The 22,726-nt window shown below is 51.2% G+C and carries 23 protein-coding genes and 1 riboswitch; of the genes, 21 read left to right on the top strand and 2 right to left on the bottom strand.

Features of this window, described 5'->3' with window-relative positions; translation table 11 throughout:
- Window positions 1–27 precede the first annotated feature (27 nt).
- The 6 genes from spoIIAB (at window position 28) to ABID13_RS00090 (ending at window position 3,123) form a co-directional block, all read left to right on the top strand.
- Entirely contained in the window at window positions 28–498 is a 471-nt protein-coding gene (gene spoIIAB / locus ABID13_RS00115; RefSeq protein ID WP_007864044.1) for an anti-sigma F factor, read from the top strand.
- A gap of 5 nt (window positions 499–503) precedes the next feature.
- Window positions 504–1,223 carry a SigF/SigG family RNA polymerase sporulation sigma factor gene (locus ABID13_RS00110; RefSeq protein WP_007864045.1) on the top strand — a complete coding sequence of 240 codons (720 nt, stop codon included), beginning with the start codon at window positions 504–506 and terminating at the stop codon, window positions 1,221–1,223.
- Window positions 1,224–1,302: 79 nt separating this feature from the next.
- A complete protein-coding gene (locus tag ABID13_RS00105) occupies window positions 1,303–1,545 on the top strand; it encodes a hypothetical protein (RefSeq protein ID WP_007864047.1) in 243 nt (80 codons plus the stop codon).
- Window positions 1,542–2,168: a stage V sporulation protein AA gene (locus tag ABID13_RS00100; RefSeq protein ID WP_007864049.1), complete on the top strand. Its 627-nt coding sequence runs from the start codon at window positions 1,542–1,544 to the stop codon at window positions 2,166–2,168. Before ABID13_RS00105 ends, ABID13_RS00100 begins: the two co-directional genes overlap by 4 nt.
- Window positions 2,155–2,598, top strand: a complete 444-nt coding sequence (locus tag ABID13_RS00095; protein WP_007864051.1) for a stage V sporulation protein AB — start codon at window positions 2,155–2,157, stop codon at window positions 2,596–2,598. Before ABID13_RS00100 ends, ABID13_RS00095 begins: the two co-directional genes overlap by 14 nt.
- 63 nt (window positions 2,599–2,661) lie before the next feature.
- A complete protein-coding gene (locus ABID13_RS00090; protein WP_007864052.1) occupies window positions 2,662–3,123 on the top strand; it encodes a SpoVA/SpoVAEb family sporulation membrane protein in 462 nt (153 codons plus the stop codon).
- Window positions 3,124–3,188: 65 nt separating this feature from the next.
- Here ABID13_RS00090 and ABID13_RS00085 read toward each other — a convergent pair whose 3' ends face one another.
- Window positions 3,189–4,382, bottom strand: coding sequence for an MFS transporter (locus ABID13_RS00085; RefSeq protein ID WP_007864053.1), 1,194 nt, complete (start codon window positions 4,380–4,382; stop codon window positions 3,189–3,191).
- A gap of 176 nt (window positions 4,383–4,558) precedes the next feature.
- Between ABID13_RS00085 and spoVAD the strand changes: the two genes are divergently transcribed.
- Window positions 4,559–5,581 carry a stage V sporulation protein AD gene (gene spoVAD, locus ABID13_RS00080; protein ID WP_007864054.1) on the top strand — a complete coding sequence of 341 codons (1,023 nt, stop codon included), beginning with the start codon at window positions 4,559–4,561 and terminating at the stop codon, window positions 5,579–5,581.
- Window positions 5,582–5,594: 13 nt separating this feature from the next.
- Window positions 5,595–5,948: a SpoVA/SpoVAEb family sporulation membrane protein gene (locus ABID13_RS00075; protein WP_007864056.1), complete on the top strand. Its 354-nt coding sequence runs from the start codon at window positions 5,595–5,597 to the stop codon at window positions 5,946–5,948.
- Between the two features lie 95 nt (window positions 5,949–6,043).
- Here the strand turns inward: ABID13_RS00075 and ABID13_RS00070 are convergent, their stop codons facing one another.
- On the bottom strand, window positions 6,044–8,737 hold the full coding sequence (locus tag ABID13_RS00070) for a transglycosylase domain-containing protein (RefSeq protein WP_007864058.1): 2,694 nt from the start codon (window positions 8,735–8,737) through the stop codon (window positions 6,044–6,046).
- A gap of 204 nt (window positions 8,738–8,941) precedes the next feature.
- On the opposite strand from ABID13_RS00070, the gene ABID13_RS00065 reads away from it, so the two are divergent.
- The 13 genes from ABID13_RS00065 to ABID13_RS00005 all read left to right on the top strand — a co-directional run bounded on the left by ABID13_RS00065 (window position 8,942) and on the right by ABID13_RS00005 (window position 22,570).
- The gene (locus tag ABID13_RS00065) at window positions 8,942–9,592 is read left to right on the top strand and encodes a YigZ family protein (RefSeq protein WP_007864062.1); all 651 of its coding nucleotides are present in this window, start codon (window positions 8,942–8,944) and stop codon (window positions 9,590–9,592) included.
- Between the two features lie 129 nt (window positions 9,593–9,721).
- The gene (typA, locus tag ABID13_RS00060) at window positions 9,722–11,551 is read left to right on the top strand and encodes a translational GTPase TypA (RefSeq protein ID WP_045093263.1); all 1,830 of its coding nucleotides are present in this window, start codon (window positions 9,722–9,724) and stop codon (window positions 11,549–11,551) included.
- A gap of 190 nt (window positions 11,552–11,741) precedes the next feature.
- Entirely contained in the window at window positions 11,742–12,371 is a 630-nt protein-coding gene (locus tag ABID13_RS00055; RefSeq protein WP_007864064.1) for a single-stranded DNA-binding protein, read from the top strand.
- A gap of 138 nt (window positions 12,372–12,509) precedes the next feature.
- The gene (locus tag ABID13_RS00050; RefSeq protein WP_007864066.1) at window positions 12,510–13,010 is read left to right on the top strand and encodes a cob(I)yrinic acid a,c-diamide adenosyltransferase; all 501 of its coding nucleotides are present in this window, start codon (window positions 12,510–12,512) and stop codon (window positions 13,008–13,010) included.
- A 72-nt stretch (window positions 13,011–13,082) separates the two neighbouring features.
- A riboswitch (Lysine riboswitch) is annotated at window positions 13,083–13,261 on the top strand.
- 168 nt (window positions 13,262–13,429) lie between these two features.
- Window positions 13,430–14,314: a 4-hydroxy-tetrahydrodipicolinate synthase gene (gene dapA, locus ABID13_RS00045; protein ID WP_007864067.1), complete on the top strand. Its 885-nt coding sequence runs from the start codon at window positions 13,430–13,432 to the stop codon at window positions 14,312–14,314.
- A gap of 27 nt (window positions 14,315–14,341) precedes the next feature.
- Window positions 14,342–15,100: a 4-hydroxy-tetrahydrodipicolinate reductase gene (gene dapB / locus ABID13_RS00040; protein ID WP_040416635.1), complete on the top strand. Its 759-nt coding sequence runs from the start codon at window positions 14,342–14,344 to the stop codon at window positions 15,098–15,100.
- A 105-nt stretch (window positions 15,101–15,205) separates the two neighbouring features.
- On the top strand, window positions 15,206–15,529 hold the full coding sequence (locus ABID13_RS00035) for a hypothetical protein (RefSeq protein ID WP_007864073.1): 324 nt from the start codon (window positions 15,206–15,208) through the stop codon (window positions 15,527–15,529).
- 147 nt (window positions 15,530–15,676) lie between these two features.
- Window positions 15,677–16,039 carry a hypothetical protein gene (locus tag ABID13_RS00030; RefSeq protein ID WP_048930677.1) on the top strand — a complete coding sequence of 121 codons (363 nt, stop codon included), beginning with the start codon at window positions 15,677–15,679 and terminating at the stop codon, window positions 16,037–16,039.
- 163 nt (window positions 16,040–16,202) lie between these two features.
- Window positions 16,203–16,910 (top strand): phosphoribosylaminoimidazolesuccinocarboxamide synthase, encoded by a 708-nt coding sequence (purC, locus tag ABID13_RS00025; RefSeq protein WP_007864078.1) that lies wholly within the window; start codon window positions 16,203–16,205, stop codon window positions 16,908–16,910.
- A gap of 94 nt (window positions 16,911–17,004) precedes the next feature.
- Window positions 17,005–18,453 carry an amidophosphoribosyltransferase gene (purF, locus tag ABID13_RS00020; RefSeq protein WP_007864080.1) on the top strand — a complete coding sequence of 483 codons (1,449 nt, stop codon included), beginning with the start codon at window positions 17,005–17,007 and terminating at the stop codon, window positions 18,451–18,453.
- Window positions 18,454–18,525: 72 nt separating this feature from the next.
- Window positions 18,526–19,962: an adenylosuccinate lyase gene (gene purB / locus ABID13_RS00015; protein ID WP_048930678.1), complete on the top strand. Its 1,437-nt coding sequence runs from the start codon at window positions 18,526–18,528 to the stop codon at window positions 19,960–19,962.
- A gap of 246 nt (window positions 19,963–20,208) precedes the next feature.
- Window positions 20,209–21,123, top strand: a complete 915-nt coding sequence (locus ABID13_RS00010; RefSeq protein ID WP_045093260.1) for a LysR family transcriptional regulator — start codon at window positions 20,209–20,211, stop codon at window positions 21,121–21,123.
- A 169-nt stretch (window positions 21,124–21,292) separates the two neighbouring features.
- The gene (locus ABID13_RS00005) at window positions 21,293–22,570 is read left to right on the top strand and encodes an adenylosuccinate synthase (protein WP_007864087.1); all 1,278 of its coding nucleotides are present in this window, start codon (window positions 21,293–21,295) and stop codon (window positions 22,568–22,570) included.
- Window positions 22,571–22,726: the final 156 nt, after the last annotated feature.

Here is a 22,726-nt window from a genome sequence, read left to right as displayed (position 1 = left end):
GAAGAAGGAAGAATGGAGGATAAGAAAATGGAATCAATGATGGAAAGTCCCCGATTCAATCAATCAGGGAACTGTAAGGAACATTTGAGGCTGGAGATGGACAGCCTTTCCCAGAACGAGGAGTTTGCCAGGGTCGTGACCGCTGTTTTCATGAGCAGGCTGAATCCTACCCTGGAGGAAGTGGATGATGTGAAGACCGCTGTGTCCGAGGCAGTGACCAATGCGGTCATCCACGGCTACCAGGGCCGGGGAGGGGTTATCCATATGGAAATCACGGCCGATACACAGGAAAATGTGCTGGAGGTGTGTGTAAAGGACACCGGGGTAGGGATCGCGGATGTAAAAAGAGCCATGGAGCCAATGTTTACCACGGATCCTGAGGGCGAGCGTTCCGGCATGGGATTTTCCTTTATGGAGGCATTTATGGATCAGGTGGATGTACAGTCAGAACCGGGTAAGGGAACCCTGGTATCAATGAAGAAATTCATCGGCAGGTGACGCAGATGGATGAGACCATGAAATTAATAGGTATGGCTCACGAAGGGGATAAAGCAGCCAGGGATCAGCTGGTGATGGACAATGTAGGGCTCATATGGAGCATTGTAAGGCGTTTTACAGGCCGGGGCTACGAGATGGAGGATCTGTTCCAGATCGGAAGCATTGGGCTTATAAAGGCCATTGATAAATTTGACACGGGATTTGACGTAAAATTCTCCACTTACGCGGTGCCCATGATAACCGGGGAGATCAAGCGCTTTCTCAGGGATGACGGAATGATCAAAGTAAGCCGCTCGATCAAGGAAATGGGGATACGGGTCAGGGCTGCCAGGGAGGAGATGACATACAGCCTGGGACGGGAACCCACCATTGAGGAGATCGCCAGGCATCTGGATACCAGCCGTGAGGAAGTGGCGGCATCCCTGGAGGCAGGCGCCGAGGTGGAATCTTTGTACCGGCCCGCGGGCAATGGGGATGACAATACCACGTTCCTGATGGACCGGCTGGAGGAGGAGAACAATGACCATGAGGAACTGCTAAACCGCATGGTGCTAAAGGAGCTCATGGAAGGCTTGAACGAGGAGCAGAGGGAGATCATTGTCAGAAGGTATTTTTACAACCAGACCCAGACCCAGATTGCCAAGGAACTGGGGATTTCCCAGGTACAGGTTTCACGTCTCGAAAAGCGGATCTTAAAAGAAATGCGAATGCGCTATGAAAAATAAAAAAGTATAAATTTAATTTTTCAAACCATACTAGTTATCAGAACCAATCAAACCAGTTTACGAAAAGGATGTGATCTATATGGGTTTTGGTAAGCGAGTATGTGAAATTCTGGCAGTTGTCGGGGCGCTTGTCCTGATAGGGGTCCTGGTGTGGTATCTTTCATCCGCCATGGGTGACAGGGGATATGAAAAGGAAGGAACCCTTGTGTGGGAGGAGCAGAATACGGTACCGGAAGAGGAGGCTTATCCGGCCTTTGTGACAGACCCTGCATCCAGGATGTACGGGGAGCAGGAACTGTCAAGGAGCGGACGGGGATTATGAAGCACACAGTCTATGTAAAACTTAGTCAGATAACAGAACTGACACACAAGGATGTGGTTTTAAAGGATGTGGCCCAGGTCTACTGTGATGACCAGAACGTAATGAACAAGTGCAATTCCATGAAGGTCATGACTGTAAAGCTGGATGAAAAAAGGCGCTATATTATGAGCGCCCTGGATGTGACACGCAAACTGATTGAGATGGATTCCACCCTGGATGTAAACCATGTGGGGGAAGTGGACTTTATCATTGCATATAAGCCGCCAGCACCTCCCACCTATGTCTGGGAATGGACGAAAACAATCTTTGTCTGCGGCATCTGCTTTTTCGGCGCAGCCTTTGCGATCATGACTTTTAACAATGACGTCAGCGTGACTGACGTGTTCAGCGAGATCTTTAAGCTTGTTATGGGATATGAATCAGGAGGATTCACCGTATTGGAGGCCAGCTACAGCATAGGCCTGGCAGTGGGGATCATCGGGTTCTTTAACCATTTTGCTTCTATAAAGCTGAATACGGATCCCACTCCTTTGGAGGTGGAAATGCGTCTTTATGAGGATAATATCAGTAAGACCCTGATTGCCGAGGACGGCAGAAAGGAGTCCAAAATTGATATTACTTAAAAAGATTCTGCTGGCTTTTTTCGGCCTGTGCGCCGGCGGCGTCATTGCAGCCGGCGTATATGCTTTTCTGGCTATTATCGGTGTATTCGTGCGCCTTATGGGAAAGACAGGCACCAGAAAACATATTATACTGTATGAGACAGTGATCGTGCTGGGAGGCGTGCTGGGAAATATTGTGGATATCTATGAGTTTCCCATCTATATGGGAAGCTTTATAGGCACCATTTTCCTGGCAGTGGCCGGCGTGTGCGTGGGGATCTTTGTGGGATGCCTGGTTATGTCCCTGGCGGAGACGCTGAAGGCGCTGCCGGTCATCAGCCGGAGGATCCATCTGGCCGTGGGGCTTCAGTACCTGATCTTTGCCCTGGCCGCCGGAAAACTTACAGGATCCCTGGTCTATTTCTGGTTCCGTATGGCCTCCATGGGATAAAGCGTACTCCCGGAGTCTCAGAGAGTGCACCAAAGTGAATGTGATGAAAAGGAGTGGGAAGCGATGGAAATTGATAAGCAAAAATATGGGGAATATGTAAAGGAGATCACACCGGTCCACAACCTGCCTAAAAGCATGGCATGCGCCTTTTTGGTGGGAGGCGTCATCTGTGTGATCGGGCAGTTTATCACCAATTTTCTGATGAACCGGATGGGGATGGAGCAGGAGCCGGCAGCCATATGGAATCTGCTGGCCCTGATCTTTCTAAGCATTGTGCTCACAGGGCTGAATATTTATCCCAAGATCGTAAAATTCGGCGGTGCCGGTGCACTGGTTCCCATTACAGGATTTGCAAATTCAGTGGTGGCACCAGCCATTGAGTTCCATGCAGAGGGGGAGGTGTTTGGCGTGGGCTGCAAGATATTTACAATTGCCGGACCGGTGATCTTATATGGGGTCCTTACCAGCTGGGTATTGGGACTGATCTACTGGGTTGGCGGATGGATGGGGATTTTCCAGCTATAACAATAGATATGGCGGTTGAAACAAGACAATGGGACGGAGTACGTTTGGTTGTCTTGTTTTTTTGTCTATATGCTGCTTAAGCCGCCCTTTAAAGCCACACCGGCCGTACATGCCATAACAGCCAGGCCTCCGCCTATGAGCAGGTACTGGATTCTGACCGCATCAGCCAGAGGGCCGAACACCATCATGCCCAGGGGAAGGGCACAGGAGGTGGATATCTGCATGAAGCTGAATACCCTTCCCTGCATGGAGGGCTCTACCCGTTCCTGGATGGACACGGTGACCGGAGATTGATAGCAGGGGGCGGTGATACCGATCATGGTGTTGAGCGCCAGATAGGCCCAGAAGGCGGAAGCTGTCCCCAGCCCCAGCATCAGTATGCCGTAAGCCGCACCGGCCATGAGGGTGGTGTTCAGCCGCTTTTTAAACCCGCCCCAGGAAGTGATGAGAAGCCCTCCCAGTACGGTACCAATGCTGTATGTCATTTCAGAAGCGGTCAGCCGCCAAACCTGGGAGCCGAATGTACGGCTTACCATCAGGGGGGTGAGAAAGGCGGAGGGGCTGATGAGGAAAAGGATTGCAATCTGGAACATCAGCAGCCGGCGCACAAATGTATTGGAGCGCAGATACCGGAATCCTTCCTTTAAACTGTCAATTTGTGCATTTCCCTCAACCGTATTTTTACGGTACATGGGAATTGTCAGGGTGGATGTGATCCCCACGCCTATAAGCGCGGTGGCCACATCGATGAGCAGGGTGGCCTCCAGACCGGCTGCGGACAGAATGGCACCGCTGGCAGCCGGGGAGAGGAACATCATAAGGGAGGTTAAGGTGCTCTGGATACCGTTCACGCGCATCAGATGCCGCGGCGGAACAATTTGGGGGATAACGGCATTCACTGCCGGTGTCTGGATCCCTGTGCCCGCAGAACGCACAAAGAGCACGATAAAAAGCAGCCGTATTTCCCGGCAGCCGGATAAAAAGGCCGCAGCCAGGGCAAGGGTTGCAAGGGCAATCACCGCGTCCGATACCATGATCAGTTTTTTGCGGTCATACCGGTCAATCCATACCCCGGCAAACAGGGAGATGATAATCTGAGGCGCAAAGCCGCAGATGGTGGAGATGGTCAGCATCCTGCCCGAGGAGGTGGAGAGCGTGATGTACCATACAATGGCGTACTGCACCAGGGAGGAGCCGAAAAGCGATATGGTCTGCGCGGTCAAAAAGCGCGCAGTGGTCTGTTTCCAATGGGAATTCACGGTTATGATACCTCGTCTTTCTAAAATCCCATACTATCAGATATTCCCGGTTCTGTCAATTTCCTAAAGCCATTGGAATATCCTTTGGGCATCTCATGGATGATCATGACTAATTTTCAGGAAATGAGAGATACTGTTAATGAATATATCCTGTCAGAGGAAGGAGAATGCAAGAGATGGGACAGATGAAAGGAAAGGCTAGTATTGAATTTGAACATCCGCCGGTGATCATCAGCGCGGGTTCCGTAGTGGGAAAAAAAGAAGGTGATGGTCCGCTGGGGCAGATGTTTGACCAGGTGGAGCAGGACGACATGTTTGGCAAGGACAACTGGGAGCAGGCGGAAAGCGCCATGCAGAAAAGGGCGGCGGACCTGGTGATCGAAAAAGGGGGCGTCAGAAAAGGCGACCTGCGGTATCTGTTTGCCGGTGATCTGCTGGGGCAGCTGATCGCCACCTCCTTTGGCACCGTGGATCTGGAGATCCCCCTTTTTGGCCTGTATGGAGCCTGCTCCACCATGGGGGAGGCTTTAAGCCTTGGGGCCATGGCAGTGAACGGAGGATATGCCGATCAGGTCATGTCCATGGCATCCAGTCACTTTGCCACGGCTGAAAAGCAGTTCCGCTTTCCACTGGCTTACGGCAACCAGAGACCCATGTCCGCTACCTGGACCGTAACAGGCTGCGGAGCCGTGGTCATAGCCGGGAACAGAAAGGACGGCCTGGCCAGGATTGCGGGCATTACAACGGGACGGATGGTGGACATGGGAACCAAGGATTCCATGAACATGGGAGCTGCCATGGCTCCGGCTGCATTTCATACCATTGAACAGAACCTGGAGGACTTCCAGGTCAATGAGACATGGTACGATAAGATCATAACCGGTGACCTGGGCGAGATCGGAAGGACCATTCTGCTGGATTTTATGAAGAATAAGGGCAGGGATTTAAGCCAGATCCATATGGACTGCGGCATTGAGATCTATGATAAGGACCAGCAGGACACCCATGCAGGCGGAAGCGGCTGCGGGTGCAGTGCCGTTACCTTGTGCTCCTATATATTGCCCAGGGTCCAGGACGGTACATGGAAGCGGGTGCTGTTCGTGCCCACAGGAGCCCTTTTATCAACCGTAAGCTTCAATGAGGGACAGAGCATCCCGGGGATAGCCCACGGAGTCATCATTGAACACATTGACGATTAAGGAGGTAGAGGTCATGGATTATGTAAAAGCATTTTTGATCGGAGGCCTGATCTGCGCCCTGGTCCAGATCCTCATGGAAAAAACCAAGATGATGCCGGGCCGTATCATGGTTTTGCTGGTGGTAAGCGGAACCATACTGGGAGCGGTCGGAATTTATGAGCCCTTTGCAAAATGGGCCGGAGCCGGGGCAGGAGTCCCTCTTCTGGGATTTGGAAACACGCTGTGGAAGGGTGTCAAGGAGGCCATTGGAAAAGACGGGATCCTGGGGATCTTTAAGGGAGGACTTACGGCCAGTTCCGCCGGAATCTGCGGAGCTTTGGTGTTTGGATATTTGGCTTCCCTTGTGTTTAAACCTAAGATGAAGTAGGGTGTGGTATGCCCGGATATCAAAACAGCCGGAAACGGGGAGCTGCCGCCAGATGGTTATGGCCCGCAGCTTTGTTTCCGGCTGTTATTGCGTTCTTAATATGGGATATTACCCGGTCCATACCCTTCGGTTGTAGGGGATGGGGAGGTGGGGGACTGGTATCCTGGTCCAATGGGGGTCACCACAGGACCATCGCCGCCAGACTCATCGGGATTGGGGTTAATGATGGTGGACACATCGGTGTGGATGGGGCAGTAGCCCGGGATGGCAAATGCGGAATCATCCGTGGCATCATTTTCACCGTCCGGGAGCGCCATGCACACACGGGTTGTCTTAGTGGGGCAGTAGGGCGTTGGGCGCATGCCTGATTCAGCGCACACGGTCACGGCCACATGCTTGTCGCATACCTCGGTGGGAGCTGTGCCCTTTGCAAAGTATTCGGTGTACACCGCGTTGCCTCTTGGGTCAGCCGTACATACGCCTGCAACGGCACGTTTCCCTGACTTGCGGCAAATCTCCGCCGTCTCTATGCTGTCCGGGATGGTGAAGCCGGGATCCGACATTCCATTGTGGACACGGTTCATAATATTTCTCCAGATGTCCTTGTGGAAGCTGGTGCCTCCGTTTCCGTTGCTCAGTTTCTGGTTGCTGTCGCATCCGCCCCAGATTCCTGCCGTATAATAGGGGGTATATCCCACAAACCACACATCATTGTTGGCAGTGGTGGTACCGCTTTTACCTGCTGCGGACATGCCTGTGAGGGCAGCCCTTGTACTGGTGGAGTTGATGGAGATCCCCGACCGTGCAAACAGCCGGTTGCTCTTCATGGACTCTGACATGGCATCTGTTAAAAGGAAGGCGGTGGAATCCTTTAATACCTGCTTGGTTTCCGGTTCATTATCTATGAGCACCTTGCCGTTGTGGTCCAGTATCTTTGTAAAGAAACGTGGTTTTGTGTAAACACCCGCATTTGCAATGGAAGCATAGGCAGCGGTCAGCTCCAGGTTGGACACGCCCTTTGTAAGTCCGCCCAGGGCGGTTGCCGCGCCCAGGTCATCCTTGACCAGGGAGGAGATGCCCATATTTTCCGCGTACTCGATGCCCAGCTGGGGAGTAACGGTTTCCATCAGGGTCCTTACGGCCACAATGTTCATGGAGTAGATGATGCCGTCACGGATATTGTGGTAGCCCACAAACCCATACCCTTTATTCCACCAGTTCCTGAAGGTTTTGGTCCCGATGGTGTAGGGAGCGTCATAGTACACGGTTCCCAGGGTGGCGCCGCAGGCATCCATGGCCGGTGCAAAGGCTGAGATGACCTTAAAGGCGGAACCGGGCTGGCGGTATACGTTGCTGGCACGGTTTAGGGTAAGGCTGGCCTTTTTCTCGCCGCGGCCGCCGCAAAGGGCCTTGATCTCACCTGTATGCTGATCCATGAGCACAAAAGAGGTCTGGGGCTGAAGGATGAGGTTCTGCCGTTCACCGATGATCTCATCCCCGTCCTTTAACAGCCAGGCCTTGAACGCATCGATATCTGCCTGGACTGCCTCCTCGGTCTTATAAAGGCCGTCAAAGGAAGGATTGCCCAGTTCTGTTTTGTGGAAGGTCTTTAAGTTTTCCTCAGAGTAATGCTGGGTACTGCCGTCCGCATGGGTCACGGAAAGCCTGTATTCAACGGAGTACTTGGCAGCCGAATAGTTGTCCGGGTTGTTGATCTCCTCATCTACAATGGCCTGCAGGTCAGGGTCCTGGGTGGTGTAGATCTGAAGTCCGCCGGAATACAGCAGGTTGCTGGCCTGGCTTTCCGAATAGTCCAGCTTTTCCATCAGGGAGGAAATCACCTGTTCAATGAGCTCGTCCGTAAAATAGCTGTAATGGGTATTGCTCTCCTTGGTAGCCGTGTCCACATTCTGGATCCTGTCATAGACATCATCCGCCAGGGCTTCCTCCTGCTCCTCTTTTGAAATAAAACCCTGGTCATACATGTACTGGAGCACGATCTTGCGCCGCTCCGCATTGTTCTCCCTGCCGGAGATAGGGTTGAGCTTGGACGGATTCTTGGTAATGGATGCCAGCACCGCGCACTCGGAGAGGGTCAGGTCGGAGACATTCTTATTAAAATAGCGCTTGGCAGCTACCTTGACACCCAGGGTATTGTTGCCCAGGTTAATGGTGTTCAGGTAGTTGGTGATGATCAGGTTCTTTGTTTCCTCCTTGCTCATCCCGGAGTTTTTCTCCAGCTGGACGGCCAGGTACTGCTCCTGCAGCTTCCTCTCGATCTTGGCGCCCCATCCGGATTCCATACCGCCGGAGAACACATTGTTCTTAATCAGCTGCTGGGTAATGGTACTTCCTCCGCCCGCATAATCATCGCTGATCACGCCCCGCACGGCACGGGCAATGGAACGGATATCAATGCCGTTATGGCTCCTGAAACGGGAGTCCTCAATGGCGATAAAGGCATTGACCAGGTTCTGGGGCAATTCATCATAAGTGGCCGATTCGCGGTTGGAACCGCTGGTCACCAGGGTATCGGTCAGATTGCCCGCCGCGTCATAGACAGTGGTAGCAAAGCGGTCGGGCTGAATGTTTAAAATATCTACGGACGGGGCATTGTCAATGATGCCCTTAACCATACCAAAACCGATGGATGCACCCACTACTGCTAAAAACAAACACAGGACAAACAGGGCCTTAAAGATATTAAGGAAAAGCCGCGAGGCGTATTTGCCTGATTTGGAGTGGAGAGACTTAAGCCTGCGCTCCGTCTCGTACTTACCATAGTTCATAGATTCTCCTTTATTCAAGTAATGTCTACCCTTGTCCACTGAGGGTAAGCTTATCCTGTAGATTATACACCAGTTTTGTAAAAATGAAAAGGTTTAAATATTGCCTTGCCATCGCCGCTTTTCTATATTATGATAAAAAACAGGCGGAAACAGGTCGGATTGTGGGGAAGCTTGTCCACAAAACATGGCAAAGGAGCAACAGAAGTGGTAGAGAGTTACAAAATCGTGTATCAAGGCGGAAGCGGAGAGCTGGTGGAGAAGAAATCCAGGTTCATAGCAGACATAAGGCCGGTGTCCGGCGAGGAGGAGGCCCTGGCCTTTGTGGAGGAGATACGGAAAAAATACTGGGATGCAAGGCACCACTGTTTTGCCTATATCATAGGAGACAGGGGGCAGACAGCCAGGTGCAGCGATGACGGGGAACCGTCACAGACAGCGGGAAAGCCTATGATGGATGTGCTGGCAGGGGAGGGCCTTCATGACGTATGCGCCGTGGTAACCAGGTACTTTGGGGGAACCCTGCTGGGCACGGGCGGACTGGTGCGGGCCTATTCGGGAGCGGTCAAGGCAGGCCTGGAGGATTGTGTGATCGTGGAAAAAAAGCTGGCGGTCCGTCTGGAAGTGACGACTGATTATAATGGTTCCGGGAAAATACAGTACATTGCAGCCCAGGCAGGCATGGACACATTGGATGTGCAGTACACGGACAAGGTGGTTTTTGTGTTTCTTGTGCCCGTATCAGAGGAAGGGCGCTTCCGGTCCCAGATCACGGAGGGAACCAGCGGACGTGCCCATATAAAGAAAGTGGACGAGGTATACTATGGCATGGGACAGGGGGAACTGATTGTTTTTTAACGGAAAATGCCTGTACAGCCTGTATTTTCCGTCAAAAGCCCTTGCAATCTGTAAATAGCAATGCTATACTATAAAACCGTGGCTGTAGACGTGAACCAATGCATATATAATTAAGGAAGAGTAATCACTATGAAGATGAAAAGAGAAGATGTAAGAAATATCGCTATCATTGCCCATGTAGACCATGGCAAAACAACATTGGTAGACCAGCTGTTAAGGCAGAGCGGCGTATTCCGTGTGGGCCAGGAGGTTCAGGAGCGCGTGATGGATTCCAACGACATCGAGCGGGAGCGCGGCATTACCATTCTGTCCAAGAATACGGCTGTATTTTATAAAGATACAAAAATAAACATCATCGATACGCCAGGCCATGCCGACTTTGGCGGTGAGGTGGAGCGTGTGCTCAAGATGGTGAACGGGGTTGTTCTGGTTGTGGATGCCTATGAGGGTCCCATGCCTCAGACTAAGTTCGTGCTCCAGAAGGCGCTGGAACTGGATCTGGCTGTCATTGTGTGCATTAACAAGATCGACAGGCCCGAGGCCCGTCCCGCAGAGGTGATCGATGAGACCCTGGAACTGATGATGGATCTGGACGCCTCTGATGAGCAGCTGGACTGTCCCTTTATCTATGCCTCCGCCAGGGGAGGATTTGCAAGATATGATATGAATGATGAGAACATGGACATGAGTCCCCTGTTTGAGACCATCATTGAGCACATACCGGCCCCGGAGGGCGATCCTGAGGCAGATACCCAGGTGCTGATCAGTACGATCGACTATAATGAATTTGTGGGCCGTATCGGCATTGGAAAGATCGACAACGGCGGTCTTAAGGTGAATCAGGAATGCGTGCTGGTGAACCACCATGATCCTGACAAATTTAAAAAGATCAAGATAGGAAAACTCTATGAGTTTGACGGACTGAAGCGCGTGGAGGTACAGGAGGCGTCTGTGGGCTCCATTGTGGCCATATCCGGCATTGCCGAGATCCATATTGGGGATACCATCTGTTCCCCTGAGAATCCGGACGCGATCCCGTTCCAGAAGATCTCCGAGCCCACCATTGCCATGTATTTCATGGTAAATGACAGCCCGCTGGCAGGACAGGAAGGAAAGTTCATCACTTCCCGCCATCTGCGTGACAGGCTGTTCAGGGAGCTGAACACCGATGTAAGCCTTCGCGTGGAGGAGACGGATTCCGCCGACTGCTTTAAGGTGTCCGGACGAGGCGAGCTGCATTTGTCCGTGCTCATTGAGAACATGCGCCGGGAAGGCTTTGAGTTTGCGGTGAGCAAGGCAGAGGTATTGTACAAATATGATGAGAGAAACCGCAAATTAGAGCCCATGGAACTGGCATATGTGGATGTCCCTGAGGAATACACAGGTGTGGTTATCCAGAAGCTTACCAGCCGCAAGGGAGCCCTGCAGGGCATGAGCCAGGCAGCCGGCGGCTACTCCCGTCTGGAATTCTCCATTCCGTCCAGGGGACTGATCGGATACCGCGGTGATTTCATGACAGATACGAAGGGGAATGGTATCCTCAACACCATCTTTGATGAGTATGCGGAGTACAAGGGTGACCTGTTCTACCGCCAGACCGGTTCCCTGATCGCTTTTGAGGCAGGGGAAGCCATTACCTACGGCCTGTTTAATGCACAGGAGAGGGGAACCCTGTTCATCGGACCGGGAACAAGAGTGTATTCCGGTATGATCGTGGGACAGAGCCCCAAGGCGGAGGACATTGAGATCAATGTCTGCAAGACCAAGAAGCTGACCAACACCCGTTCCTCCAGCGCAGATGAAGCGCTGAAGCTGACACCGCCCAAGATCATGAGCCTGGAGCAGGCGCTGGATTTTATTGATACGGACGAACTGCTGGAGGTAACCCCTGAAAGCCTTAGGATCCGTAAGAAGATTTTGGATCCCACCATGCGTAAAAGGGCGTCCTTTAAGAAGTAAAAAACGACAATTTTAAACACAAAAGGCGATTCCTGTCGAAATGTTCTGGCGGGAATCGCCTGTTTTTTTGGTCTATTATGGTAAATCTCCTCATAAACTATCAATGTGCCGTACAAAAGCAAGCATAAACAGGATAAAAAACATAAAACGGCAAAATGAGAATTTATAAGAAGCGAAGAGGAGATGTACTATGTCAGAAAAAATGATCGAAAACAACAAGGTAAGCGTTATTGGTGAGATTGTATCAGGCTTTACCTTTAGCCACGAGGTATTTGGAGAAGGCTTTTATATGGTAGATGTTGCTGTGAACAGATTGAGTGAGCAGGCTGATATCATACCGCTTATGGTGTCGGAACGCCTTCTGGATATCCATCAGGACTATACGGGTAACACCATTGAGGCTCTTGGACAGTTCCGCTCCTACAACCGTCACGAGGGCGTCAAGAACAGGCTGATGCTGTCCATCTTTGTCAGGGAGGTCCATTTCCTGGAAGAATTTACGGACTACACAAAAACAAACCAGATATTCCTGGACGGCTATATCTGCAAACCGCCAATTTACCGAAAAACTCCTCTGGGCCGTGAGATTGCCGATATCCTGCTGGCTGTAAACCGTCCCTATGGGAAATCTGATTACATACCCTGCATCAGCTGGGGCCGCAATGCGCGGTTTGCGTCCAGCTTTGAGGTGGGCGCAAGGGTGCGGGTCTGGGGACGCGTACAGAGCAGGGAGTACACGAAAAAACTCTCTGAAACCGAGTGTGAGAAGCGCATTGCCTATGAAGTTTCCATCAGTAAACTGGAATGCGATGAAGCCTGATTTTTTTGAATCTCTTTGGAAAATCTTTCGGAAGATGTAAGAAATATTTGCAAAGTTGTTCAAACTATGCTATTATGAGCGAAGTCTATGAATGACAGACCATTCAGAAGAAAAAGCGAATAAAGCATGAGGTGCATGATGATGAAAGAAAGCATGATACAGGTTATCTGCGGGCCAGGCAAGGGTAAGACAACAAGTGCGATCGGCAGGGGAATCAGTGCGCTGACCAAGGGCAGCAATGTAATCATGGTACAGTTTTTAAAGGGTTCCATGGATATGGATAACATGGAGATCATAAAGCGTCTGGAGCCGGAATTCAAGATTTTTAGATTTGAGAAATCGCCTGTCTTCTTTAATCAGCTGTCAGAGGAAGAAAAGGAAGAGGCAAGGATCTGCATCCGCAACGGAATCAATTTTGCGAAAAAGGTCCTGGTTACGGGCGAATGTGATATTCTGATCCTGGATGAGATCCTGGGAATCCTGGATGAGGGAGTGATCACGCAGGAAGAGCTGTGTAATCTGATCAGTCAGGCCAGGCAGTCCGAGATACGCCTGATCCTCACCGGGAATGTATATCCCCAGACACTGGACCCTTATGTGGATGAGATCACCAAGATCCAAACCAGATATGAGCAGTAATGGGAAATGGGTGTAATACCCGGGATTTCCTGTTGACATCCTCCTCAGGGGATGATAATATAATACCAACAATCATAGAGTAGAGGTTGCGTTGATCAAGAGTAATCAAGCCCGATGTGGCAGGCACAGGGGAGGGTTTGATGAAAGGGAAAGACGCCGAAGAAGGAGAACGCCTGAATCAGTTATCCTTCTGGGCACATGGTGAACAACCATGTGACTGTCATCCGGGTGGATGGAGAGCTACCAAAGAACGTGGATTCGCAGTAGTGCGAAGTTGAAACGCATGGGAAGGGCTGACATTTACCTCAGCTCTTTTTTGCTATTCTGGCACAGCTTTTCTGGGAACATGGCTGTGAATGGTTTTTACGGGAAGGGAAGCATACTGTGATTGAATCAAGAAAAAAGGAGAGAATAAAAGTATGGCTATTTTTGAAGGAGCAGGTGTTGCGCTGGTCACACCGTTTAAGGAAAATGGGGAAGTGAATTATGAGAAGCTGGAGGAAATCGTGGAGGAGCAGATCGCAGGAGGCACAGATGCCATCATTGCCTGTGGGACCACGGGAGAGGCTTCCACCATGTCCCATGAGGAGCACCTGGATGTGATCGGATATGTGTGCAAGGTATCCAATAAGCGGGTTCCTGTAATTGCAGGAACAGGTTCAAACTGTACGGAGACGGCGGTCTATCTTTCAGGTGAGGCTGAGCGCAGGGGGGCTGACGGGCTTTTGGTGGTGTCCCCTTATTATAACAAGGCCACGCAGAAAGGGCTTATGGCCCATTTCACGGCGGTTGCGGACGCGGTAAAGATTCCGGTCCTTCTTTATAATATACCGGGAAGAACAGGCGTGAACATTCTTCCCCAGACCATCGCCACCCTTTGCAAGGAGGTGGATAATATTGTGGGAGTGAAGGAGGCCAGCGGCAATTTTTCAGCCATCGCCACCCTGATGAACCTGTCCGATGGCAAAGTGGACCTGTATTCAGGCAATGACGACCAGATCGTGCCCCTCCTTTCCCTGGGCGGAAAGGGCGTTATCTCAGTTTTATCCAATGTGGCGCCCCGCCAGACCCACGATATCTGCGCAGCCTATCTGTCCGGGGATGTAAAGCGCAGCGCAGAACTTCAGCTGGCTGCGATCCCTCTGATCACAGAACTGTTTTGCGAGGTAAACCCCATTCCCGTTAAAGCGGCCATGAACATAATGGGGAAGAATGTGGGACCCATGCGCATGCCTCTAACTGAGATGGAGCCTCAGAACCAGGCGAAGCTGAGAGCGGCCATGATCGCCTACGGCATTCTGTAAGACAGTTAAGAAAGGACGGTAAGATAAATGGTCAGGATGATAATGCACGGCTGCAACGGGGCCATGGGCCAGGTGATAACAGGCCTTGCAGCAGATGACAAGGACATTGAGATCGTGGCAGGCATTGACCTGCGCCAGGGAACAGACTGCGGCTATCCCGTATTTACCTCCCTTGGGGAATGCAATGTAAGCGCGGACGTGATCGTGGACTTTGCATCCGCAAAAGCGGTGGACGGGCTTTTAAAATTCAGCGCCGAGACAGGGACCCCGGTGGTCCTGTGTACCACGGGACTTTCCCAGGAACAGCTTGCGGCTGTAAAGAGGACCAGCGCCAGTGCGGCTGTACTGCGTTCAGCCAATATGTCCCTGGGCGTCAACCTGCTCCTTAAGCTGGTCCAGGACGCCGCCAGAGTGCTGGCTGGTTCCGGCTTTGACATTGAGATCGTGGAAAAGCACCATAACCAGAAGATGGATGCCCCCAGCGGCACTGCCATTGCCCTGGCCGACTCTATGAATGGAGCCATGGGGGATTCCTATGAATATGTCTATGACAGAAGCGGGAAGCGGGAAAAGCGCAGCCCCAAAGAGATTGGGATCAGCGCTGTCAGAGGCGGATCCATAGTAGGGGAGCATGATGTGATATTTGCGGGCAGGGATGAGGTGGTGACATTCAGCCATACGGCTTATTCCAAGGCTATTTTCGCCAAGGGGGCCCTGGAAGCGGCCAAGTTCCTGGCAGGCAAGGGTCCCGGGCTTTACACCATGGCGGATGTGGTCCGGCTCTGATTAGCTGCATTTTTACATTTAATTCCATAGATGGCAGGATGTTCCACCATAATCTATTCTCGAAACGCACATAATAAAGATAGAAATCGAAAGGAGAATGCGATTATGAAAAAAATCAGACCTGCTATCTTAGCTATGTTACTGTTAGTCATGGTTTTATCTGTTACGGCCTGTGGAAGCAGTAATAACGAGACCCAGTCCACGACAGGTACCAGCCAGTCTTCCTCATCAGCAGCCACCTCTACCACTGGGGCAGAGAGCGGTATGTCCGGTTCTGCAGAGACCAATGAGGGCATTATCGATGGACTTGTAGATGATGTGGAGAAGGGTGTGGATGACGTAGGCAACGGCGTTAAGGACATCACAGGTGAATCAGGCAACATGTCTGAGTCAACCACCAACACATCCACCACAGAGGCTACACGATAATATAAAGAGTATATGGCGGTGAATACAAAGAGGACCCTTTCTCAGCCGGTGAGGCCAGGAAAGGGTCCATTTGGTCTTTTGGTCTTGCGGCCCGGTGCGGTTTGAATTATAATGAGTCCATAAAAGTTATGGGGGAAATAACTGCAGATGAGGCTGTTGTATTATGTTAATGGGGTACGAATCCGTTTTGCCAGGCGCCAGGCTGTGAAAGGGTGGGCTAAGAGGCTGAAACTCTGTAAAAGGGAGCGGGGACCCGGGAAACAGGCCATGCGCCGGGGGCTGCTTTTTCTGGCGGCAGGCGGAGTCATGTGGGGGATTTACAAAGGGGGATATATTGGTTTAATCCTTAAGGATATGACAGGGTTCCATATCATTGAGGAACGTGTTACAGGCGGAGACATGTTCCGGGAAGGGGAGCCTACGGTAAAAACAGGGCTGAACTTTCGTTTGGAGGACGGAAGTTTCACTATTTTCAGGGTCCGGACCTATGAGGAATCAGGGAGTGATTAGCTGGGAAGAAAGAATTCATTAGGAATTTTAATGATTGTCCTGCTTGTATTCATATTCATATTGTATTATAATTTCTTCTGAAATGGTATTCTTTTATAGCGTCAGCTTATAAATCTATATCTACGTAACCATATGAATAAAAGAAAAGGACAGGTGGATACCCATGGAAAAGAAAGAGATGCTCTATGAAGGAAAAGCTAAAAAAGTCTATACAACCGAGGATCCGGATTTATTGATCGTATCCTATAAGGATGACGCTACGGCATTCAACGGATTAAAAAAAGGAACCATTGTAGGTAAGGGCGCTATCAATAACCGCATGACAAACTTTATCTTTAAGAAGCTGGAAGAAAAGGGAGTACCCACCCACCTGGTTGAAGAGTTAAACGACAGGGAGACGGTTGTGAAAAAGGTTGAGATCGTACCTTTGGAGGTAATCATCCGCAACTATTCCGCAGGCAGCTTTGCCAAGAAGATGGGAATGGAGGAGGGGATCAAGTTCAAATGCCCCACCCTGGAATTCAGCTACAAGAACGATGATCTGGGAGATCCTTTCATCAACAGCTACTATGCGCTGGCGCTGGACCTTGCAACCCAGGAAGAGATTGATGATATCACCAGATATGCATTCCTGGTAAATGAAGTACTTCAGGAATATTTCGGCGGTCTGAACATTGACCTGATCGACTTTAAGATCGAATTTGGACGTTACCACGGAAAGGTGATCCTTGCCGATGAGATTTCCCCTGATACCTGCCGCCTCTGGGATAAGGACACCCATGAGAAACTGGATAAGGACAGGTTCAGAAGGGACATGGGCAATGTAGAGGATGCCTATGAGGAAGTTTTCCGCAGACTGGGTATCCAGTAATCAATTTACATATAACGCCTGGGCTGATACCCAGGCGTTACCTTCTTTAACAGCGTGAACCGATGGACATAGGAAGAGAAAGGGACATGACTTCATGGATCAGAATCAGATGGACTTTGATATTGGGGCAGACAAGCTGCGCGAAGAGTGCGGGGTTTTTGGTATATATGATTTTGATGGGAATGATGTGGCATCTACGATCTATTACGGGCTGTTTGCCCTGCAGCACAGGGGGCAGGAAAGCTGCGGGATCGCGGTAAGCGATACACAGGGACCAAAGGGGAAGGTGGGCACACACAAAGGCATGGGCCTTTGCAATGAGGTATTTACCACAGAAATATTGGAACAGATGCACGGCAACATCGGGGTAGGACATGTGCGGTATTCCACGGCGGGCAGCAGTACCCGGGAGAATGCGCAGCCTCTGGTGCTCAATTATATAAAAGGCACCCTGGCCCTGGCGCATAACGGAAATCTGGTCAATGCACCGCAGCTGCGCCATGAACTGGAGTACACGGGAGCCATTTTCCAGACCACCATTGACTCTGAGGTCATTGCCTACCATATTGCCAGAGCCAGGGTGAACACCCCCAGTGTGGAGAGCGCCGTGTCCCTGGCCATGAAGAAACTGAAGGGCGCTTATTCCCTGGTGATCATGAGCCCGCGAAAACTCATAGGAGCAAGGGATCCCTTTGGTTTTAAGCCTCTGTGTATCGGTAAGCGGGACAATGCCTATATACTGGCATCTGAGACCTGCGCATTGGATACCATTGGAGCGGAGTTTGTCCGGGATGTGGAACCCGGGGAGATCGTTACCATCACAAAGGACGGGATCGTGTCCGACCGGGAGATGTGTCCCAAGGATCCCGCCAGAGAGGCCAGATGCATTTTTGAGTATATCTATTTTGCAAGGCCGGACAGTGTCTTTGACGGGGTGAGCGTGTACCATGCCAGGATCCAGGCGGGCCGTTTCCTGGCCATGGATGCACCTGTGGAGGCAGACCTGGTGGTAGGGGTTCCGGAATCCGGAAACGGCGCTGCCCTGGGCTATTCCATGGAATCCGGGGTCCCTTACGGAACTGCGTTTGTAAAGAATTCCTATGTGGGACGCACCTTTATAAAACCCAAGCAGAGCAGCCGGGAATCGGCAGTGCGCATTAAGCTGAATGTGCTCAGGGAAGCGGTGGCCGGAAAACGGGTGATCATGATCGATGATTCCATTGTCCGGGGCACGACCAGTGCATTGATCGTGAACATGCTCAGGGACGCCGGCGCCATCCAGGTCCATGTGCGCATCAGCGCGCCGCCTTTTCTGCATCCCTGCTATTTCGGCACGGATATTCCATCGGAGGACCAGCTGATCGCCCATGGACATACGGTGGATGAGATACGAAGGATCATAGGGGCGGATTCCCTTTCCTTTTTACAGACAGAACGCCTTCATGAGATGGCGGCCGGAAAGCCCGTATGTATGGCCTGCTTTAACGGTGTTTATCCCATAGAACCGCCTTCCGCAGACATCAGGGGAACCTACGAAAAGTAAACAGCAGTTGAATACAGGCCCCTGTTATGATAAGATAAAGACCACGAAATGATTGAATATGGAGGAAATGACATGAGTGACACAGACAGATACGTAAGCCCTCTTTCCGAGCGCTATGCCAGCAGGGAGATGCAGTATATCTTTTCACCGGATATGAAGTTCAGGACCTGGAGGCGTCTATGGATTGCCCTGGCTGAGACCGAGAAGGAGCTGGGACTGGGGATCACGGATGAGCAGATTGAAGAGCTGAAAGCCCATGCCCGGGATATTAACTATGATGTGGCAAAGGCACGGGAAAAGGAAGTACGCCATGATGTCATGAGCCATGTCTATGCCTACGGGACGCAGTGCCCAAAGGCAAAGGGCATCATCCATCTGGGGGCTACCTCCTGTTATGTGGGGGACAACACAGACATCATCATTATGACCGAAGCACTGAAGCTGGTGAGAAAAAAACTGCTCAATGTGCTCTCTGAGCTGTCACGCTTTGCCGATAACTATAAGGATCTTCCAACCCTGGCCTTCACCCACTTCCAGCCGGCCCAGCCCACCACGGTAGGCAAGAGGGCCACCCTGTGGATGATGGAACTGAAGCTGGATCTGGATGATCTGGACTATGTGATCCGTTCCATGCGCCTGCTTGGCTCCAAGGGCACCACAGGCACCCAGGCCAGTTTCCTGGAGCTTTTTGACGGAGACCATGAAAGGTGCCGCAGGCTGGACCAGCGCATTGCCGAGAAAATGGGATTTGAGGGATGCTATCCTGTGTCGGGGCAGACCTATTCCAGAAAGATCGACTGCCGCGTCATAAGCGTGCTGGCCGGCATTGCCCAGAGCGCCCACAAGTTTTCCAACGATATCCGCCTGCTCCAGCACCTGAAGGAAGTGGAAGAGCCGTTTGAGAAAAAGCAGATCGGTTCCTCGGCCATGGCGTACAAGCGCAACCCCATGCGCAGTGAGCGCATCGCCTCACTGGCAAACTATGTGATGAGCGACATGATGAATCCCATGCTGGTGGCATCCACCCAGTGGTTTGAGAGAACGCTGGATGATTCCGCCAACAAGCGTCTCTCCGTTCCCGAGGGATTCCTGGCAATCGATGGTATCCTGGACCTTTATCTGAACGTGGTGGACGGTCTGGTGGTGTATCCCAAGGTGATCGAAAAGCACCTGATGGCCGAACTTCCCTTCATGGCAACGGAGAATATCATGATGGATGCGGTAAAGGCAGGGGGAGACCGCCAGGAGCTTCACGAGAGGATCAGGGAGCTGTCCATGGAAGCAGGCAGGAATGTAAAGGAAAAGGGGCTGGATAACAATCTGCTGGAGCTGATCGCAGCTGACCCGGCCTTTAACCTTTCACCGGATGATCTGAAGGCAGCCATGGATCCGTCCCGGTACGTGGGCCGTTCACCCAGGCAGGTGGAGGAATTTCTGGAGGAGGTCATTTCCCCGATCCTGTCAGAAAATGCGGACGAGCTGGGAATGCGGGCTGAGATCAATGTGTAGGCCCCACCAGTGATATAATACAATACACAGCCGGAAACAGGGGCGCAGGGTCAGCAAATGCTGGCGGCGGACCGGTTTCCGGCTGTGCTGCCGTATGATGTGAAAGTGGATCCGCATCAGTTTGTTTCCTTAGCGTGACCCAATCTTGGTATTGTGGTTAAAATGGAAGAATGGTATAGTTGAATCAGGATACGCGTGTTGCTGAAAATGGATGCTAAAAGGATTCCATTGGAAGGAGAGGAATGGATGAATGTAAATCTGGAATACTATAAAGTGTTTTATTATGTGTGCGCCCACGGAAGCCTGACCGCGGCGGCCAGGCAGCTGTGCATTTCCCAGCCGGCGGTCAGCCAGGCTGTGCGGCAGCTGGAAAAGGAAACCGGCATCAAACTGTTTCTGCGCACCTCAAAAGGGGTTCAGCTCACAAAGGAAGGAGAACTTTTGTACCGCTACGTGAAAGCGGGAGTGGAGAGCCTTCTGGAGGGGGAAAAGATGGTGGAACGCGTGCTCGGCATGGATATGGGGGAAGTGCGGATCGGTGCCAGTGATATGACGCTGCAATTTTTCCTGCTTCCATATCTGGAGGAGTTTCACAAAGAGTATCCCAAAATCAAAGTGAATGTATCCAATGCCCCCACGCCGGAAACCATAAAAAGCCTGGAGGAGGGGAAGATTGATTTTGGGGTGGTGACCACGCCCTGTGAGTGCAGGGGAACCATGAACCAGATTCCGGTAAAAGCCATACGGAACGTTTTTATTGCAGGCAACAGTTTCAGCGGACTCAAAGGGAAGATCCTGGATTACCATGCCCTCTCCGGCTTGCCCTGTATTTTTCTGGAAAAAAATACCAGCACCAGGACTTTTATGGATGATTTCCTTTTAAAGCAGGGGATTGAACTGAAGCCGGAGTTTGAGCTGGCGATCAGTGACATGATCGTGCAGTTTGCAAAGCGCAACATGGGAGTGGGATGCGTGATGGAAGGGTTTGCCAGAGATGCCGTGGATGCAGGGGATGTGTTTGAACTGAAATTCAACATGGAGATGCCTTCCCGCCATATCTGTGTGGTGACAGGGGAATCCGGCCTGATCTCCATGCCCGGGCGAAAACTACTGGAGATGATAACAGGACAGAAAATGGATGAAAACGGGATCTTACATTAGAGCGCGTGAAAATTCATTCCCGCAAAACACGCTCTAGTCTCAGATGGGTATAAGTAGTCATTATGGGAATCATAATAAAGAACGTCTTTACTTATAACGCATGATGTAGTAAAGTAATTATTGTTTTTTAATGAGCATGTACGGGAGATACCCGAAGGAGGATTTTAGTATGGTCAGAGCAATTGTAGGCGCTAACTGGGGCGATGAAGGAAAAGGCAAGATCACAGACATGCTTGCCAAGGAATCTGACATTATAGTACGTTTTCAGGGCGGAAGTAATGCAGGTCATACCATTATCAACGACTATGGCAAATTTGCCCTTCATCTTCTTCCATCCGGAGTGTTTTACCAGCACACCACAAGTGTCATCGGCAACGGTGTGGCGCTTAACATCCCATATCTGGTGAATGAGATCCAGGCACTGGTGGACAGAGGCGTTCCAAAGCCCAGGGTTTTGGTTTCCGACAGGGCCCAGATCCTGATGCCGTACCATGTGCTGTTTGACACCTATGAGGAAGCCCGCCTGGCCGGCAAGTCCTTTGGTTCCACAAAATCGGGCATTGCTCCCTTTTATTCAGATAAATACGCAAAGATCGGTTTCCAGGTCAGTGAACTCTTTGACCAGGAGCTTTTAAAGGAAAAGGCATACAGGGTGTGCGAGCAGAAGAATGTGCTGCTGGAGCACCTGTATCATAAGCCCCTTCTGGATCCCCAGGAGATCTACAATGAACTTTTAAGCTACCGCGGCATGATCGAGCCATATGTGTGCGACACCTCCGCATATCTGTATGAGGCCATCAGAGAGGGAAAGAAGGTTCTGTTGGAGGGACAGCTGGGCTCCCTTAAGGATCCGGACCACGGTATCTATCCCATGGTTACATCTTCCTCCACACTGGCTGCTTACGGAGCAATCGGAGCAGGAATACCTCCCTATGAGATCAAGGATATCACCACGGTTGTAAAAGCTTATTCCAGCGCAGTGGGAGCAGGCGCTTTTGTAAGCGAGATCTTCGGGGATGAGGCCGAGGAGCTGAGACACCGCGGAGGAGACGGCGGAGAGTATGGCGCAACCACAGGCCGCCCAAGGCGTGTGGGCTGGTTTGATGCCGTGGCTACCAGGTACGGATGCCGGATCCAGGGCACCACGGAGGTGGCGTTCACCGTGCTGGACGTGCTGGGATACCTGGATGAGGTGCCGGTATGTGTAGGGTACGAGATCGATGGCCAGGTAACCAGGGATTTCCCCACCACAGCCAGGCTGGAAAAGGCAAAACCTGTACTTACCAAGCTTGCGGGCTGGAAGTGCGATATCCGGGGAATCAGGAAGTATGAGGACCTTCCTGAGAACTGCCGTAAGTATATCGAGTTCGTGGAAAAGGAGATTGAGGCTCCTATCTCCATGGTTTCCAATGGACCGGGACGGGATGACATTATCATGCGCCGATGAAATAATGCAATGAGCATAAAACAGAGTGATCAGGATCGTTGATTCTGATTGCTCTGTTTTATTGTGTCACAGTAAAAATAAACCACCTGCTCTGCAGGTGGAGGGAATATCTTCAGATAAAAGCAACTCCTGTGCTAAACTAGATGTAGGTCTGCA

The organism is Enterocloster citroniae (assembly GCF_040545455.1).
Taxonomy (GTDB): domain Bacteria; phylum Bacillota; class Clostridia; order Lachnospirales; family Lachnospiraceae; genus Enterocloster; species Enterocloster citroniae.
The sequence above is the reverse complement of the archived record's forward strand: the minus strand, read 5'-3'. Positions and strand labels throughout refer to the sequence as shown.

What these genes read in the sequence shown, in the direction of transcription:
- spoIIAB (WP_007864044.1), top strand. Translation starts at nt 28, where the DNA reads ATGGAATCAATGATGGAAAGTCCCCGATTCAATCAATCAGGGAACTGT.
- ABID13_RS00110 (WP_007864045.1), top strand. Translation starts at nt 504, where the DNA reads ATGGATGAGACCATGAAATTAATAGGTATGGCTCACGAAGGGGATAAA.
- ABID13_RS00105 (WP_007864047.1), top strand. Translation starts at nt 1,303, where the DNA reads ATGGGTTTTGGTAAGCGAGTATGTGAAATTCTGGCAGTTGTCGGGGCG.
- ABID13_RS00100 (WP_007864049.1), top strand. Translation starts at nt 1,542, where the DNA reads ATGAAGCACACAGTCTATGTAAAACTTAGTCAGATAACAGAACTGACA.
- ABID13_RS00090 (WP_007864052.1), top strand. Translation starts at nt 2,662, where the DNA reads ATGGAAATTGATAAGCAAAAATATGGGGAATATGTAAAGGAGATCACA.
- spoVAD (WP_007864054.1), top strand. Translation starts at nt 4,559, where the DNA reads ATGGGACAGATGAAAGGAAAGGCTAGTATTGAATTTGAACATCCGCCG.
- ABID13_RS00075 (WP_007864056.1), top strand. Translation starts at nt 5,595, where the DNA reads ATGGATTATGTAAAAGCATTTTTGATCGGAGGCCTGATCTGCGCCCTG.
- ABID13_RS00070 (WP_007864058.1), bottom strand. Translation starts at nt 8,737, where the DNA reads ATGAACTATGGTAAGTACGAGACGGAGCGCAGGCTTAAGTCTCTCCAC.
- typA (WP_045093263.1), top strand. Translation starts at nt 9,722, where the DNA reads ATGAAGATGAAAAGAGAAGATGTAAGAAATATCGCTATCATTGCCCAT.
- ABID13_RS00055 (WP_007864064.1), top strand. Translation starts at nt 11,742, where the DNA reads ATGTCAGAAAAAATGATCGAAAACAACAAGGTAAGCGTTATTGGTGAG.
- ABID13_RS00050 (WP_007864066.1), top strand. Translation starts at nt 12,510, where the DNA reads ATGATGAAAGAAAGCATGATACAGGTTATCTGCGGGCCAGGCAAGGGT.
- dapA (WP_007864067.1), top strand. Translation starts at nt 13,430, where the DNA reads ATGGCTATTTTTGAAGGAGCAGGTGTTGCGCTGGTCACACCGTTTAAG.
- dapB (WP_040416635.1), top strand. Translation starts at nt 14,342, where the DNA reads ATGGTCAGGATGATAATGCACGGCTGCAACGGGGCCATGGGCCAGGTG.
- ABID13_RS00035 (WP_007864073.1), top strand. Translation starts at nt 15,206, where the DNA reads ATGAAAAAAATCAGACCTGCTATCTTAGCTATGTTACTGTTAGTCATG.
- ABID13_RS00030 (WP_048930677.1), top strand. Translation starts at nt 15,677, where the DNA reads ATGAGGCTGTTGTATTATGTTAATGGGGTACGAATCCGTTTTGCCAGG.
- purC (WP_007864078.1), top strand. Translation starts at nt 16,203, where the DNA reads ATGGAAAAGAAAGAGATGCTCTATGAAGGAAAAGCTAAAAAAGTCTAT.
- purF (WP_007864080.1), top strand. Translation starts at nt 17,005, where the DNA reads ATGGATCAGAATCAGATGGACTTTGATATTGGGGCAGACAAGCTGCGC.
- purB (WP_048930678.1), top strand. Translation starts at nt 18,526, where the DNA reads ATGAGTGACACAGACAGATACGTAAGCCCTCTTTCCGAGCGCTATGCC.
- ABID13_RS00010 (WP_045093260.1), top strand. Translation starts at nt 20,209, where the DNA reads ATGAATGTAAATCTGGAATACTATAAAGTGTTTTATTATGTGTGCGCC.
- ABID13_RS00005 (WP_007864087.1), top strand. Translation starts at nt 21,293, where the DNA reads ATGGTCAGAGCAATTGTAGGCGCTAACTGGGGCGATGAAGGAAAAGGC.